The sequence below is a fragment of the Gordonia sp. 34D genome (assembly GCF_056682775.1).
The window spans coordinates 1,874,051-1,889,838 of the sequence record NZ_CM155293.1 but is presented as its reverse complement, the minus strand read 5'-3'; the positions used below and the strand labels follow the sequence as shown (position 1 = coordinate 1,889,838).

The window sequence follows — 15,788 nt, the reverse complement described above, 5'->3', positions numbered from 1 at the left end:
TTAAACCTAAGCTGAGTGCTGTCGTAATTTGACCGAACAATGTGACTAAACTCCACTTATTAAATTAGGTGTGCCTAACCTAGGGGTTTTTGTGGAAATGGTGGTTGAAATGAGTGACGGAATCGACTTTGAAGCTCTGCGAGACGCCGCAAAAGCCGTAATGAGCAGGGCATATGCACCATACTCCGGGTTTGCGGTCGGTGCGGCGGGAATCACACGGAGCGGCGATATTGTGGCCGGTACCAATGTGGAGAATGTCTCATACGGTTTAGGCGTCTGCGCAGAGGTCGCAATGGTGTGTTCGGGCATTTCGCTCGGAACATTGCAAGCGCCGCGCGCGCACAGCGCACCGGACCTCGCCGCGGTTTCCGTCTGCGACAGCGCGGGGGCCGTGATCACCCCTTGTGGTCGGTGCAGGCAAGTGCTCCTGGAGTTCGGGGGTGCGGGCTTACTCGTCGACTCGGCTTCCGGGCCGCGCCCGCTTGGCGAACTCCTGCCCGATGCCTTCGGCCCCGACCACTTGGATGTGCGTCGATGACCGAGGCATTTGATCCGGTCGGGGTAATCCTCGCTAAGAAGGACGGCGCGGTACTGCGTCCGCACCAGATACGTCAGATGGTGGCCGGGTACACCGCCGGGAGCGTCGCCCCGGAACAAATGTCGGCGCTCCTGATGGCGATCGTGCTGCGCGGCATGACGCGCGCGGAGATCGCTGAGTGGACCGCCGCGATGATCGACTCCGGTATTCGGATGGATTTCACCGACCTGCGACGCGGCGGCCACAAGCTAGCGACCGCCGACAAACACTCAACAGGTGGCGTCGGGGACAAAATTACCTTGCCGCTGACACCGCTGGTGGCGTCGTACGGCGTGGCGGTGCCGCAACTTTCCGGTCGAGGACTGGGACACACGGGCGGGACCCTGGACAAACTGGAGTCGATTCCGGGGTGGCGCGCCGACCTGACGGCCGAACAAATGCGCCGCCAACTCGAAGAGGTGGGTGCTGTGGTGTGTGCTGCCACCGCAGACCTCGCTCCGGCCGACCGCAAGCTCTACGCCCTGCGGGATGTGACCGGAACTGTGGCGTCGATCCCGTTGATCGCCAGCAGCATCATGAGCAAGAAGATCGCCGAGGGTACGGCATCACTGGTTCTGGACGTAAAGGTTGGTTCCGGTGCCTTCATGAAGACCGTCGACGACGCTCGCGAACTCGCCGAGACCATGGTTGATCTCGGGACCGACGCAGGTGTGGTCACCACGGCGCTCTTGACGGATATGTCGACGCCGCTGGGCCGCAGCGCGGGCAATGCGGTGGAGGTCCGGGAGTCACTTGAGATCCTCGCCGGTGGTGGACCCGCCGACGTCCGGGAACTGACCTTGGCGTTGGCGCGCGAAATGCTCACCGCTGCCGGCCTCCCCGATGTGGACCCGAGCGAACACCTGCGGTCGGGGGCGGCCATGGATTCCTGGCGCGCGATGATCGCCGCGCAGGGCGGCGACCCCGATGCGCCATTGCCGCGCCCGCGCCATACACACGAAGTTCTCGCAACGGCGGACGGCACAGTGACGGGGATGGACGCGCTCGCGGTGGGGCAGGCCGCCTGGCTCCTCGGCGCTGGCCGGACCCGTCCGGGGGAGGCGGTGTCGTCGACCGCGGGCGTCACGTGGCATGCCGATCGTGGCGATCGGGTGAGCGCCGGGCAACCCTTGTTCACCTTGCATACCGACGACGAGGCACGAATTTCCGGTGCCACCGCGGCGCTCGACGGTGCCGTCGAGCTGGGAGAGAGTGCGGTTCCCCCGGAAAGCCGGATTCTGGGACGGGTTAGCTAGCCGAGCGAAGGCCGGTTATCGGGGATACCTTGAGGGCATGGTCACCGCTACCACGATCACCGTCGGGGAAGCCCGTTTGGCTCCCAAAGTCCTCCTGCACGACCACCTTGACGGCGGACTACGTCCGTCCACCGTCCTCGACCTGGCCCGCGAACAGGGATATCGCGAGCTGCCCGCCGACAATGAGGCCGATCTGGCCCGGTGGTTCGCGACGGCAGCCAACAGCGGGACGCTCGAGCAGTATTTGGAGACGTTCGCCCACACCGTCGCTGTCATGCAGACGCCGAGCGCGTTGGAACGGGTCGCCCGCGAGTGCGTCGAAGACCTCCACGACGACGGCGTGGTCTACGCCGAAATTAGGTTCGCGCCCGAACTGCACCTCGACGGCGGGCTGTCGTTGGACGAGGTTGTGGAAGCGGTACTTCGCGGATTCGTGGCCGGTCAGGAGGCTGCCGACGCTAGTGGACGACCGATCGTGGTTCGATGCCTGCTAACCGCCATGCGGCACGCCGCCCGGTCGCTCGAAATCGCTGAACTTGCCGTGCAGTTCCGTGATCGCGGCGTCGTCGGATTCGATATCGCCGGTGCCGAGGCAGGCAACCCGCCCAGCAGGCATTTAAGTGCCTTCGACTACATGCGTGCCAACTGCGCGCGATTCACCATCCACGCTGGCGAAGCATTCGGACTGCCGTCCATCCACGAGGCCGTCGCTTTTTGCGGCACCGACCGCCTCGGGCACGGGGTCCGCGTCATCGACGACGTAGTGCTGCCGCCGGGCGCCACGCCCGGGGACGAGACCTTCGACGGTGCGCAACTCGGCCAAGTGGCGAACTATGTGCGCGACAAGCGGATCCCGCTGGAACTGTGCCCCAGTAGCAACGTGCAGACCGGGGCAGTCGCATCGATTGCCGAGCACCCGTTCAACATCCTCGCCAAATTGCAGTTCCGCGTCACCGTCAACACCGACAACCGGTTGATGAGCAATACGACGATGAGCCGGGAGTTTCTCGTTTTGCACGAGCAATTCGGCTACGGCTGGGCCGATTTCGAACGCTTTACCGTCAATGCCATGAAGTCTGCGTTCATCCCGTTCGATCAACGACTCCGCCTCATCGACGACGTCATCAAACCGGGTTTTGCGGTCCTGCTGGGCTGATACCGGGTGACGAGACGCATTCGCTCCCCTCGCTGACGTTCGCTCCCGCCGGGCGGGAGCGAAGACTAACGGGGGGAGCGAATGTCAGACGATAGGGATTTAGCCGCGGCGGGTCAGCCGATCCTCGAAGTCGTGGACCAGTGCGCGCCAGACCTCGGCTTCGTTGTCGAACGGGCCCGACGGTGCTAGACGCTTGGGGTCGGGATGGACCGTGTAGTCGACGAACCAACCGAGTGGCGTCGTGGTGGCGAGGGCCTCGTTGACCGTGTTGATCCCGGCGTAATCCGCGGCATCTGTCAGCAACTCCACGGCTAGGTCGAGTTGACGCTGTTCCACCCGACGCGGGCCGTCCAAGATGTCTTCGCCGATGCCCTGCAGGGCATAGACGTTCTCGGGGAGGACGTCGTACTCAAGTTCGTTGGTGTCTGCGGCGGCTTGGACTTCGTTAAACGTCGACAGCTTCGCGAGGTCGTGATCGCTGTTGTCGGCGAGGAAACGAGTCAGCGCGCGCTCGGAGCCGAACCCGTAGATGGTGCCTTTGCGACCCAGGAACAGCGGGTCGTCACCCAGGTAGCAGCGCAACGTGAGGAACTCGCCGCCGTCGGTGTAGATACGGATCGGGTCGATACCGACCCCCACCCAGAAATCGTCGTCGTCAACGTCATCGGCGTCGTCGACAAGGGCGGCGGACGCATCATCTTCATCGTCGTCGTTTTCGAACAGTGGGTCGACGGCCGAGTACTCGGGCTCGTCCTCGTCCTCGGCGGACGCGGCGGCGGCCAACTCGACGGTGGCGACCTCGACCGCAGCGGCGTCGACCTTCGGCGTCGTCACGACCTCGTCGAGGGCGTCAATGACGTCGTCCCAGTTCTTCGAAATCAGCCGGCCGATGCGGACCCACAAGTCGACGCCTTCACGGCCGACGAAGTTGTTGGTGCCGACAGTGACAGCACCCAGAATGGGGTTGCCGTTGAAGAACTTGGTGACCGGCGTCAGTTCGCAGACTTCACCGATGATGCGCACAATTTCGAGGGCATCCTCGAGCTCGGCGAGAACCTCCGGCTTGGGGTCTTCGGCGGCCAGTTCGGGGACGCCGACGAGGTCGTAGCTGTACCGATCTTCCGGGACTAGCTCGTTGGCTTGCACCTGCTTGATGGTGTCCCAAGCTGGGTGGTCGACGAGGTCATTGTCGTCGTCAGTGCGGACGAAAGCGACCAACTCGGCAACGCTGGGAAGAGCATAGAGGTCATCTTCGAGACCCAAGAATGCTTCCCACTCGTCATCACCCTCGCGCCACCGTGGAGCCCACAGGGTGAAGAGGTTGCCTTCGGTTAGTCCGAGTTCGATGGGAACGATGTCACCGGCCATGGTCACAGAGCCTAATCAAGTTCTTTCGAGCATGCTGCACGGGGCTGGTCGAGAGGGGAAATCCATGCCGATCGCCAGGTGCCCAGATATGCGAAAAAGTGGCTCTACCGGGGGCGATAGAAACCTTCGAAGGTTTGTCCCGCGTTCGTGGTGCGAAGGGGGCTGACGCCGACCGGGTCGCCTCCGGTCTCGACGAGTTGTCCATTGCCGATGTACATGGCGACGTGACCGGACCAGACGGCGAGATCGCCGGGCTGCAGGTCGGCTTGTGAAACTTGGAAGCCCGCAGTGTCTTGGTCTTGCGCCAGGCGCGGCAATTCCAGGCCCGCCTGACGGTAAGCCCACTGCGTGAATCCGCTGCAGTCGAAGCCATCGGTCGAGGTGCCACCCCAGACGTATGGCGTCCCCTGCCTACTGAGGGCAGCCCGGACGGCGGTCGCTGCGCGTTCGTTCGGTGCGTACGCGATGGAGCCGTCGGGGAGCGTGATGGGGACCTTGCCCTTGCTGTGGCTGGCCGACTGCGGCATGGCGGAGGAGTAGGCGGCGACCGCAGCCTCGTGGCGACCCAAGTTCGCAGCATCGCTGGCGAGTTGGCCCTGCGCGCGGTTCACGACGGCGACCCCGCGAGCCAAGTGGTCCAGGGCCAAGGGGACCAAGGCGGCGAGGCCAGCGGGCGTCGTGATTGCGGGGACAGTGGCTGCCGCCGCGGCGAAAGACTCCACGAGAGCATTCAATTCGTTGTTCGCCGTTTCCACATGGCCCGCGGCGATCTGAACGATCCCGCTGATGTCAGCGCCTGCGGTGGCGACCGTGTCGTCGACGAGGGACAGGTGGCGCGTGGCGTTGGCGGCTTGGTCGCCGCCCGCGCCGCGCCAAGCGGTTTGGGTGGTCGCGGCACCCTTCTGCGACTGTGCCGCTGCATCGCTCAGTACCGCTTGCGTGTGAGCGTAGGTGGTGGTGACCTCGGGTGGGAGGACGCCGGTCCCGAGCGTGGCGACGAGGGCCTTGAGCGGGGCGATCAGCAATGCCGCAGTCATGCAGACACCTCACGCAGGTGTGAGGCGTTGGTGGCCTCGCAGCAATCGTATGAGGCCTGCGCGCGCACTGCCGATTCGCCCGTGCGGCCATGTTGGGCGGCGAGGCCGTCGAGGGTGCGCGTGCGCGCACTTTGTACGCGCGACAGCGCGGCCAGGAATGACGCGCCGATGAGCCCAAACGTGGGTGCCAGGCGGCCGGTGTCGAGTCGTTCGGCAAGCGCGCGGGCCGCGACAGTGGAAGCGGCACTGCCCTGCGTGGTTGCGACGGTGGTCGTGGCGGCGGGGTCGACGACGGTGGGTGAGCCAGCAGCGACGGGAGAATTCGTTTTGGCGTTCATACCTAGTTGGACGCAGCGGAAGGCAATTCGGTTCCACAACGTGCGCATCGGCGTGTCGCACAATCGTCGATTGGACCCCAGCCGGTTTGTCCGTCGTCCCCACTAAGCTGAGCGCATGAGCGAAGCAGACGCGCCAGGCCTGTCGATCAACGTCGTTGACCATCCCCTGACGAGAGCGTGGCTGGCGGTGCTCCGGGACGAGGCCACCACCAATGCGGCTTTCCGTGAATCCCTGGCGAGGCTCGCCCAGATGCTGGTCTACGAGGCCTTTGCCGATGCGCCCGAACATCCGGTCAAGGTGCGCACGCCGGTCGCGGTCGCCGATTGTTCCACGCTGACCAACGCTCCCGTGTTTGTCCCGGTTTTGCGGGCTGGCCTCGGGATGCTCGACGCCGCGCTGGCCTCGGTGCCCGATGCCGGCATCGGCTTTGTCGGTGTGGCGCGCGACGAGGAGACCGCCACACCGGTCGAGTACCTGGCGTCGTTACCCGAAGATCTCTCCGATCGGTCGGTGTGTGTCCTTGATCCCATGCTGGCGACGGGCGGTTCCCTGATCCACACCCTTGAGCTCCTCAAGGCCCGCGGCGCGCGTGACCTGACGGCGATTTGTGTGGTCGGCGCGCCCGAAGGCATCGCGGCCCTGCGTGACTGGGGCGGCGACCTGCGCCTGGTGATCGGCGCGATTGACGACCGCCTCAATGAGGCGAACTTCATCGTGCCGGGGCTCGGTGATGCTGGCGACCGCCAGTTCGGTCCACGCTGACACCATGGTGATGAGCATCGAATCGAACGAATGGGGTGATCGCCGGTGAGCATGGAATCGGTGGCCTGGGATGTCATGCACAAGTCGATGCAGGCAACTGACTCGAAGGTCGCGCGAGCCGACCGCCGGGTCACTTTGCGGCGGATTGGCGGGTTCGCCAGGCCGCATCGCAAGCGGATCGTGATCTTCCTGGTCTTGTCGGTCATCACGGCGGTGCTCACAGTGGTCACTCCGCTGTTGGCTGGCCGGGTCATCAACCTGATCAACGCCAACAGTCCGACCGCCGACCGGGAAATTGTCGTCCTGGCATTGCTCATCGCGGGTATCGCGGTGGCCGAGGCAGGCGCGTCAATCGGTACGCGATGGCTGTCGTCAAATATCGGCGAAGGGCTGATCTTCGACTTGCGCCGCGCCGTATTCGACCACGTGCAGAAGATGCCGGTCGCGTTCTTCACCCGAACGCGAACCGGCGCGCTGGTGAGCCGATTGAACAACGACGTCATCGGTGCGCAGCGTGCCTTCAGCGACACGCTGTCGGGGGTCGTGTCGAATATTGTCACTTTGGTTCTCACCGTTGGCGTGATGATTGCGCTGAGTTGGCAGATTACGTTGCTGTCGCTGATCCTGTTGCCGGTCTTTGTGATTCCGGCACGGCGGATGGGGCACCGAATGGCTGGCTTGGCCCGCCAGGGTGCCGACCACAATGCCCGCATGTCGACTCAGATGACCGAACGATTCTCGGCACCCGGCGCGACACTGGTGAAACTCTTCGGCCGTCCGGAGGCGGAGTCGAAAGAGTTCGCTGATCGTGCTGACGCCGTCCGCGATATCGGTGTTCGTCAGGCCATGCTGCAGAGCTATTTCTTTACGGCTCTGATGCTGGTGTCGGCACTCGCCTTGGCCCTCGTCTACGGGCTCGGTGGCTGGCTGGCCGTTCACCAGCACCTGTCGGCCGGTGCCGTCGTATCGCTGGCCCTGCTGCTAACTCGGATGTACGCGCCGCTGACGGCCCTCGCCAATGCACGCGTTGAAGTAATGAGCGCGCTCGTCAGCTTTGAGCGTGTTTTCGAAGTCCTCGATCTACCGCCACTCATCGTCGATCGTCCCCATGCTCGTCCGGTTCCCGACACGGCTCATGGCGTCAGCATGCGATTTGCCGATGTGAGTTTTGCCTACCCGTCGGCTGACAAAGTCTCCCTCGCGTCACTGGAGGAAGTTGCGCAGCTCGACTCCCGCGGGGGCGATACCGTGCTGCACGACGTCGACCTTGATGTGCCTGCGGGCACGATGGTTGCCCTCGTCGGTAGTTCCGGTGCAGGTAAGTCGACCATTGCGTCGCTGGCCACACGCCTGTACGACGTCGACGAGGGGGCGGTGCTGCTCAATGGGGTCGACGTTCGCGACCTCACCGCAGAGTCGGTACACCGCACCGTCGGCTTGGTGACACAGGACGGTCATCTGTTCCACGACACTGTCGGTGCCAACCTCAGGATCGCGAATCCACAGGCAACCGAGGATGAGATCTGGTCGGCGCTGCGCCGTGCGCGGCTTGACGAACTGATCCGATCAATGCCCGCTGGCCTCGATACGGTTGTCGGCGAACGCGGCTACCGACTCTCGGGTGGTGAACGGCAGCGGTTGACGATTGCTCGGTTGCTCCTCGCGAAACCCGCCTTCGTGATTCTTGACGAGGCGACCGCGCATCTGGACTCAACGTCGGAGGCCGCGGTGTCCGAAGCGCTTACCGAAGCACTTCACGGGCGAACGTCGCTGGTGATTGCTCACCGGTTGTCGACGGTTCGGGCAGCCGACGAGATCGTGGTGCTCGAGGCCGGACGCGTCGTGGAACGGGGAACACATGCGGAACTGCTCGCGTTGGGCGGACGATATGCCGAGCTGTATCAGACGCAGTTTGCCGCTAAGTAGGACTGCTTGGGTCAGTTGACCCAACTGTCGATCATCGGCTCGGTGGCGAGCACCGAACCGTTTTGCCGGATCACGAGGGCCGACGGCGAGACAACGTAATCGGTTGCCCCGTTCGTGGCGACGAACGTGTTGCCACTGCGCGTGGGATAGCCGACCTCGGTGCTGTTTCCGTCGGCGTAGCCCTTGTAGTAATTGCGTCCCACCTGGTTGCCGACCTGGCAGATCACCACCTGCGAGCGACTGGTGTAACCGACGAAGACGGCGTTGTCCTCGGGGACGTTGCACCGGGGGCCGCCCAGAAAGCCCTGCCGATCAGCACCGGCGACGGTCACCGCCGGTCCCGGCTGTGGTGCCGTCTGGGTGGGCGGCGCGGTTTCGATCACGGTGTGCGTGGTAGTTGGCGGTGCCTGTTGCGTCTGCGTGACCGTTTCGGGTGATGGCGGGGCGCTCGAAGTCGCGGGGGCAGCGTCAGTGGACTTGTTGGAAGCGTAGAAGACGGCCGCGCCCACACCGCCAGCGAGGAGGAGGAGTCCGGCGATAATCGCGATGAGGACCGGGGGCGACGACCACGGCGACTGATTCTTCGGTGCCTGGCCTCCGGGATAGCCGTCGCCCGGGTATCCCGGGTACCCCGGATATGGCCCTGAGTTGCCTTGGAATGTCATTTGCCGCGGTCCTCCACCTTTGCCGTGCGCTGTCGATCGTTGCGAAAACTATTGCACGGGTGGCAGTTCCGCCATGGCGGCCGCCAGCAATTCGCTCAATGTTTGTCGTGTCGCGCACTCGCGTGTCAACCCGACGGTACCCGTGCCAGGTGGCGCGCTGATCTGCCCGTAGTACTTCAGTTTAGGTTCGGTCCCGCTGGGTCGGGCAAAGATTCGCAGGGCCACTCCGTCGTCGCGACGGCCCAGCAATTCGACGCCGTCCGTGCGCAGATTGTCGGTGCGTGCGGCGTAGTCGGTCATCGAGACGGGGATGCCGGCGAGTGTGGTGGGCGGTGCCGCCCGCAACTGGTCCATGAGTGCGGCAATGTCTGCGGGGTCCTGCAACCGCAACGACCGCGGCTGCGTCAGATGGATTCCGTTCTCGTCTTCCAGGGCGCTGAGGGCCGCGATGAGGCCACCGCGGTCGACCCACGACGACGCGAGGATGGCCGAAGCGACGGCGGCGCTAATGCCGTCCTTGTCGCGGACATTGTCCGGGTCGACGCAGTGGCCGAGCGCTTCCTCGTAGGCGTAGGCCAGCGGGTCGCCAGCACGGACCAGCCATTTGAAGCCGGTGAGGGTGCGGCGCGCGTCGGCACCCCGACGCTGCGCGGCCGTGTGAAGCAAGGTGCCAGACACGATAGAACTGGCAACCACCGGCGGCGGACCTCCGGCAGGTCGGTGATCGAGCACCCAGGTTCCGAGCAGCACCCCGGTCTCGTCGCCGGTCAGCATCCGCCAGGTGTCACCGTCGCGGGCCCCGACGGCGCACCGGTCGGCGTCCGGATCGAGGGCGATTGCCAGGTCGGCGTCGACCTCGGCAGCCAACGACAGCAGCAGGTCGGTGGCACCGGGTTCTTCCGGGTTGGGGAAGGCCACGGTGGGGAAGTCCGGATCGGGAGCAAACTGGCTCGGGACCACATGAACGTCGGGAAAGCCGTTGCGCCGCAGGGCTTCGACCGCGAGGTCGCCGCCCACCCCGTGCATGGCCGTCACGACAATGCGCAGCGGTGACCGAGGTAGGGCGCTGAACCGTTCGGTCAGCGCGTCGAGGTAGTCGTCGCGGACGGTTGCGGCTCGCGCATCGCTGGTCACCGGTTGTCGTGCGACGGTGGCCGCCGGACCGATCGCGGTGATGGCCGCTTCGATTTCTCGATCGGCGGGGCTCACCAACTGGGCACCGCCAGCGTCGCGGAGGTACACCTTGTAGCCGTTGTCTTGCGGCGGATTGTGCGAGGCCGTGATCATCACCCCAGCGGCCGCGCGGAGGTGCCGCGTGGCGAATGCAACGAGCGGCGTCGGACCGGGTTGGGGCAAGGCGATTATGTCGAAGCCCGCAGCGGCGAAAACTTCGGCGGTGGCGGCGGCGAAAGCCTCGGATCCGTGGCGGGCATCGCGCCCCACGACCACCGGTTCGCCCGCCAAGCCCTGCTCGGCGAGCCACGCCGCCAGGCCAGCCGTTGCCCGGGTGACGGTCTCCACGTTCATACCGTCGGGACCCTCTTGGACGGGGCCGCGGAGTCCGGCGGTACCGAAAGTCAGCACGCGGCTACCGGTCCGCGAGCGCGGTGATGACGTTGCGCAGCAGGCCACCCATCCGTTCCGCGGAGTCGCGTCCAACGGCGAGGACTTCGGCATGGTCGAGCGGTTCGCCGGTGATGCCTGCGGCCAGGTTCGTCACCAGCGACAGTCCCAGCACGTCAAGTCCGACCGCACGCGCGGCGATGGTCTCGTGGACCGTCGACATCCCGACCAGGTCGGCACCCATCACTCCGAGCATCCGGATTTCGGCGGGCGTCTCGTAGTGGGGACCGGGAAGGCCCGCGTAAACACCTTCGGTGAGCGTCGGATCGACGCCGCGTGCCGCCTCGCGCAGGGCCGGGCTGTAGGCGTCGACCATGTTGACGAACTGCGCGCCGTCGAGCGGGGACCGTCCGGTCAGGTTGAGTTGGTCAGAAATCAATACCGGTTCACCAACACTGAGACCGGGCCGGATTCCGCCCGCAGCATTGGTCAAGACCACCGTGCCAACACCGGCCGCGGCGGCAGTCCGGACCGGGTGCACCACGCGGGCCAACGAATGACCCTCATACGCGTGGATGCGTCCAAGCAGAATCAGGACTCGGGTGTTGCCGATACGGACCGACTGCACGGTCCCGGCGTGTCCCTGGGCCGACGGCGCGCCGAACCCGGGGATCGAGGTCATCGACAGTTCGGCGGTCGGATCACCGAGTGCTGCGGCGGCCGGGGCCCAGCCCGATCCGAGGACAACGGCCACATCGTGCTGATCGCAGCCGGTTTCGGCGGCAATCGTGGCGGCTGCGGCGGTGGCTGCTGAGTTTGGGTCGACAGTCGGATCCATACCGGCCAGCCTAAAGCCGCAACCCCTGATGTGCAGTGAGGGGAGACCTTGTCTGCCGCAACCGGGGGCTCCGGCGATAAGGTTTCTGCCATGCCTTACTTGACGATGACCGATACCGCTGCCGAACTGTTCCTCGGGACGCAGGGTGTGGAGCTGGACGAGACCAACCCGGAGAACCGGTTCAACCGCGCGTGGATGGCCCAGGTTAGCGATCTGATCGACGAGGCCGTCGCCGCGAAGAAGCCGCTGATTGTGAGCGCGACCGGCAAGTTCTTCACGAACGGACTGGACACCGACTACATCTTCTCCGGTGCCGAGCCGCTGCCGACGTACCTGGATGCCGTGCATGCGCTCTACGCGAAGCTGGTGTCGGCGGCTGTTCCGACGATCGCCGCAGTGAACGGCCACGCTTTCGGTGCCGGCGCAATGCTGGCGTTGTGCGCCGATTACCGCATCATGCGGTCCGACCGCGGCTTCTGGTCGTTGCCGGAAGCGGCGCTGAACATGCCGTTCCCGCGTGGCATGGCTGGCCTGCTGCGCACGCGGCTGTCGGACGCGACCGTCACCGAAGCCATGCTGACTTCGCGTCGCTACGGCGGTGCGGATGCGGTTGCCGCCGGGATCGTCGAAGAAGCCGTCGACGCCGAGCAGTTGCTGGTTCGCGCCCGCGAGGTGGCTGCCGAGCGCGCCCAGTTCGCCGGTGACAACCTCGGCATGATCAAACGCGCCCTGCGACTCCCGCTGCTGGAGGATCTGACCGCGCCGACCCCGGCCACACTGCTGTGAGTTCGCCGGTGATTGACGCTTGGCTGGCCGCCAACCTTGGTCGCGTCGTCGGATGGCGTCGCGCGATCCACGCCGAGCCCGAACTGTCGATGGCGGAGTTCGAGACCACCGCGACCGTGGTGCGGATCCTTACCGAGGCCGGGTTGGCACCCAAGGTGCTGCCGAAGGGCACCGGCGTGGTGTGCGATATCGGTCCGGCGGATAAGCCGCGGATCGGTCTGCGCGCCGATTTGGATGGCTTGCCGATCCCCGAACAGACCGGCCTGCCATTCACGTCGCGGGTGGAGGGTGTTTCGCATTCGTGCGGGCACGACGCCCACGCCGCGATTTTGATGGGCGTCGGTCACCTGCTCGCCGAGTACCTGGAGGCGGGGAACGAGCTGCCCTTCAGTGTGCGACTGCTGTTCCAGGCCGCAGAGGAAGTAATGCCGGGCGGCGCGCTCGACGCAATCGATGCCGGTGCGACCGACGGCTTGAGCCGAATCTTTGCCTTGCATTGCGATCCGCACTTGGCTGCGGGCACCGTCGGACTGCGTGCCGGGCCGCTCACGTCGGCTGCCGACCGTATCGAAGTACATCTTCGCGGACCCGGCGGGCACACGTCGCGTCCGCATCTGACGGCGGACTTGATTTACGCGATGGGCTCCATCATCACCGGGCTGCCGGGCATTTTGTCGCGGCGCGTGGACCCGCGGTCGGGCACCATCATGGCGTGGGGTGCCGCCCATTCGGGTGATGCACCGAATGCGATTCCGCAGGAGGGTCGTTTGCGTGGCACCGTCCGCACCGGTGACCGCGAAGTCTGGAAAGACCTGGAACCGTTGGTGCGCAGCATCATTGGCGAACTGGTGGCCCCGCTGGGCATTACCTACGACCTCACCTACGTGCGTGGTGTGCCGCCCGTCGTCAACGAAGAAAGTAGCGTCGCGATGCTGCACGCTGCTGTCGATCTCATCGGTCCCACCGCGGCCGTGGACACCCCGCAGTCGCCCGGCGGCGAAGACTTCGCCTGGTATTTGGAGACCGTTCCCGGCGCGATGGCCCGTCTCGGTGTTTGGAGCGGCGTGGGCCCGCAGTGCGACCTGCACCAGCCGAACTTCGACATCGACGAGCGCGCCCTCGGCATCGGCATCGCCACCCTCGCCGGCGTCATCCTTGGTGGGGAATTGGCGTAGGGAGCGGACCGCATTTCCCCTTTTCTTTCACCAAACGACCAGACCGTCACCGATCACAGGTTTTGGTGACGGATAGGTAGACGGAGGACGACGTCTCGTGACAGAAAAGCGGAAATCGAACTCTCCCTTTTCTGTCACATCCGACGGCCGTCGTCCGACCAGAGTGTCACCGATCAGCACGATCGGTGACACTCTGGTCGTTTGGTGACAGAAAAGGGGGATTTTGCGGGCGGGCACCCGGGCGCAGCGCGGGGGAAGGGCGGCAAGGAGCGAGGGCGCAGCCTTAGCTGCGGTTGTCCATTGGCTCGTCCGGGCCGGGGCCGACGTTGCGGGCCTCGTGGAGGCGCAGGCGTTCGACGTAATCGGCGGGAGCGCCGGCCACTTCGGCGGCGTCGGCCATCACGCCCAGGTAGCGGGCCGACGGCAAGCCGCCCTCGTAGCCGTCAATCACGTACAGCCACGCCAAGACCGGGCCGGCGGGCGTCTGCACGCGCACTCGAATCTTGCGGTGAACGCCGAGTTCGGTGCCCTCCCAACGATCCAGGTTCAACTCATCTTCGGCGGTCACGTCGTACAGCACAACGAAGACCTTCGACTCGGGGTGCTGGCGGTCCTCAGTGACCGTCGCGAGCGAACCCTCCCAGCCGATATCGTCGCCGGCAAACGTCAACCGCCAACCGTGCAGCCAGCCGGTAGACGACATGGGGGAGTGAGGTGCCCGTTCCAACATCTGGGCGGGGTCCATGTTCGACGCATAGGCGGCATAGATCGGCACGCCGCCCAGCCTATTGCCTTCGGCCACTTTGCGGAACACCGGTCCGGCTAGGAGGCATGGCGAGCGCAGAAAGGGATAGGTTTGTTCTGGACGATTTAACCGGGGCAAAAGGAGTGTGCGCAGTGGCAAAGATCGTGATCATCGGTGGCGGACCCGCAGGCTATGAAGCGGCGCTCGCCGGTGTTGCCTACGGTGCGGACATCACGATCATCGATTCCGACGGAATCGGCGGTGCGTGCGTGCTGTGGGACTGCGTCCCGTCGAAGACCTTCATCGCCTCCACCGGTATCCGCACCGATGTGCGACGCGCAGCCGGGCTCGGCGTCAACATCTCCGTCGACCAAGCGATGGTGACGTTGCCGGACGTCCACCAACGGGTGAAGGACCTGGCCTTCGCGCAATCGGCCGATATTCGATCACGCCTGTTCAGCGAGGGTGTAAAGATCGTCAGCGGCACCGCACGACTCGGCGATTCGAGTCCCGGAATCGGCTCCCACCAAGTGGTCGCCACTCTCGCCGACGGCAGTGAGCAAACCTTCGAAAGCGACGTCGTCCTGATCGCTACGGGTGCGTCGCCGCGCATCCTCGATACTGCTCAGCCCGATGGTGAACGGATCCTCAACTGGCGCCAGCTGTACGACCTGGCTGAACTTCCCGAACACCTCGTGATCGTCGGATCGGGTGTTACCGGTGCCGAATTTGCCCACGCCTACACCGAACTGGGCGTCAAGGTGACGCTTGTGTCGAGCCGCGACCGCGTTCTGCCGCACGAGGACGAAGACGCCGCCCGGGTGCTGGAAGAGGCCTTCGCCGAGCGCGGTGTGACGCTAATCAAGTACGCGCGCGCCGACCGTGTGACGCGCGACGAGACCTCCGCTACCGTCCACCTAGTCGACGGAAAGCAAGTGACTGGCACGCACGTGCTGATGACCGTCGGATCGGTCCCCAACACCGACTCCCTGAACTTGGCAGGCGCGGGCGTCGAGGTTGACCGCTCCGGATTCATTACCGTCGACCGCGTCTCGCGCACCTCCGTTCCCGGCGTCTACGCGGCAGGCGACTGCACCGGTGTGCTGCCCTTAGCCTCGGTCGCGGCCATGCAGGGCCGCCTCGCGATCTACCACGCACTCGGCGAAGGCGTCAGCCCCATCCGACTCAAGACAGTCGCCTCCGCGATCTTCACCCGGCCCGAGATCGCTAACGTTGGCGTCTCACAGAAGGCGATCGACGGCGGCGAATACCCGGCACGCACCGTGATGCTGCCGCTGTCGACCAACCCCCGCGCCAAGATGAGCGGCCTGCGTCGAGGTTTCGTGAAAATCTTCTGCCGCCCGGCAACCGGCGTCGTGATCGGCGGCGTCGTGGTGGCACCCAACGCGTCCGAGTTGATCCTGCCGCTGGCGATCGCCGTGGAGAACAAGCTGCAGGTGTCGGAGATCGCAAACACCTTCTCCGTGTACCCGTCGCTGTCCGGATCGATCACCGAAGCCGCGCGCCAACTCGTCCGACACGACGACCTGGACTGAGAATGACCGCCCCGAGGACGTCACTACGACGCCCTCGGC

Annotated in this window: 15 protein-coding genes; 8 read left to right on the top strand and 7 right to left on the bottom strand. The window is 65.2% G+C overall.

The window, feature by feature from the left end; all coding sequences use genetic code 11:
- The first annotated feature begins 109 nt into the window (after positions 1-109).
- From AC1L34_RS08710 to AC1L34_RS08700, 3 genes are read left to right on the top strand one after another with little or no spacing between them, the layout of a single operon-like run.
- Complete coding sequence (locus AC1L34_RS08710) at positions 110-538, top strand: cytidine deaminase (RefSeq protein WP_424297259.1); 429 nt, start codon at positions 110-112, stop codon at positions 536-538.
- Positions 535-1,833: a thymidine phosphorylase gene (locus AC1L34_RS08705; protein WP_424323093.1), complete on the top strand. Its 1,299-nt coding sequence runs from the start codon at positions 535-537 to the stop codon at positions 1,831-1,833. Before AC1L34_RS08710 ends, AC1L34_RS08705 begins: the two co-directional genes overlap by 4 nt.
- A 37-nt stretch (positions 1,834-1,870) precedes the next feature.
- Positions 1,871-2,989 (top strand): adenosine deaminase, encoded by a 1,119-nt coding sequence (locus AC1L34_RS08700; RefSeq protein WP_424323092.1) that lies wholly within the window; start codon positions 1,871-1,873, stop codon positions 2,987-2,989.
- Between the two features lie 99 nt (positions 2,990-3,088).
- On the opposite strand, the gene AC1L34_RS08695 is transcribed toward AC1L34_RS08700, so the two are convergent.
- The 3 genes from AC1L34_RS08695 to AC1L34_RS08685 form a co-directional block, all read right to left on the bottom strand.
- Positions 3,089-4,357, bottom strand: a complete 1,269-nt coding sequence (locus AC1L34_RS08695) for a primosomal protein (protein ID WP_480035281.1) — start codon at positions 4,355-4,357, stop codon at positions 3,089-3,091.
- A 104-nt stretch (positions 4,358-4,461) separates the two neighbouring features.
- Positions 4,462-5,394, bottom strand: a complete 933-nt coding sequence (locus AC1L34_RS08690; RefSeq protein WP_424323327.1) for a C40 family peptidase — start codon at positions 5,392-5,394, stop codon at positions 4,462-4,464.
- Positions 5,391-5,732 (bottom strand): type VII secretion target, encoded by a 342-nt coding sequence (locus AC1L34_RS08685; RefSeq protein WP_424293992.1) that lies wholly within the window; start codon positions 5,730-5,732, stop codon positions 5,391-5,393. Before AC1L34_RS08685 ends, AC1L34_RS08690 begins: the two co-directional genes overlap by 4 nt.
- A 115-nt stretch (positions 5,733-5,847) precedes the next feature.
- Here AC1L34_RS08685 and upp point away from each other — a divergent pair, with 115 nt between their 5' ends.
- A complete protein-coding gene (gene upp, locus AC1L34_RS08680) occupies positions 5,848-6,495 on the top strand; it encodes a uracil phosphoribosyltransferase (RefSeq protein WP_424293991.1) in 648 nt (215 codons plus the stop codon).
- Positions 6,496-6,546: 51 nt separating this feature from the next.
- On the top strand, positions 6,547-8,421 hold the full coding sequence (locus AC1L34_RS08675) for an ABC transporter ATP-binding protein (RefSeq protein ID WP_424323095.1): 1,875 nt from the start codon (positions 6,547-6,549) through the stop codon (positions 8,419-8,421).
- A gap of 11 nt (positions 8,422-8,432) precedes the next feature.
- Here AC1L34_RS08675 and AC1L34_RS08670 read toward each other — a convergent pair whose 3' ends face one another.
- From AC1L34_RS08670 to AC1L34_RS08660, 3 genes are read right to left on the bottom strand one after another with little or no spacing between them, the layout of a single operon-like run.
- Positions 8,433-9,086 (bottom strand): hypothetical protein, encoded by a 654-nt coding sequence (locus tag AC1L34_RS08670; protein WP_424293990.1) that lies wholly within the window; start codon positions 9,084-9,086, stop codon positions 8,433-8,435.
- Between the two features lie 48 nt (positions 9,087-9,134).
- Positions 9,135-10,670, bottom strand: a complete 1,536-nt coding sequence (locus AC1L34_RS08665; RefSeq protein ID WP_424323091.1) for a phospho-sugar mutase — start codon at positions 10,668-10,670, stop codon at positions 9,135-9,137.
- Between the two features lie 4 nt (positions 10,671-10,674).
- Complete coding sequence (locus tag AC1L34_RS08660) at positions 10,675-11,487, bottom strand: purine-nucleoside phosphorylase (RefSeq protein WP_424323090.1); 813 nt, start codon at positions 11,485-11,487, stop codon at positions 10,675-10,677.
- 90 nt (positions 11,488-11,577) lie between these two features.
- Here AC1L34_RS08660 and AC1L34_RS08655 point away from each other — a divergent pair, with 90 nt between their 5' ends.
- A complete protein-coding gene (locus AC1L34_RS08655) occupies positions 11,578-12,273 on the top strand; it encodes an enoyl-CoA hydratase/isomerase family protein (RefSeq protein ID WP_424323324.1) in 696 nt (231 codons plus the stop codon).
- Between the two features lie 8 nt (positions 12,274-12,281).
- The gene (locus AC1L34_RS08650) at positions 12,282-13,448 is read left to right on the top strand and encodes an amidohydrolase (RefSeq protein ID WP_424323089.1); all 1,167 of its coding nucleotides are present in this window, start codon (positions 12,282-12,284) and stop codon (positions 13,446-13,448) included.
- Positions 13,449-13,731: 283 nt separating this feature from the next.
- Here AC1L34_RS08650 and AC1L34_RS08645 read toward each other — a convergent pair whose 3' ends face one another.
- Positions 13,732-14,223 (bottom strand): gamma-glutamylcyclotransferase family protein, encoded by a 492-nt coding sequence (locus AC1L34_RS08645; protein ID WP_424324308.1) that lies wholly within the window; start codon positions 14,221-14,223, stop codon positions 13,732-13,734.
- A 122-nt stretch (positions 14,224-14,345) separates the two neighbouring features.
- Here AC1L34_RS08645 and AC1L34_RS08640 point away from each other — a divergent pair, with 122 nt between their 5' ends.
- Positions 14,346-15,749: an NAD(P)H-quinone dehydrogenase gene (locus AC1L34_RS08640; RefSeq protein ID WP_424323088.1), complete on the top strand. Its 1,404-nt coding sequence runs from the start codon at positions 14,346-14,348 to the stop codon at positions 15,747-15,749.
- Positions 15,750-15,788 lie beyond the last annotated feature (39 nt).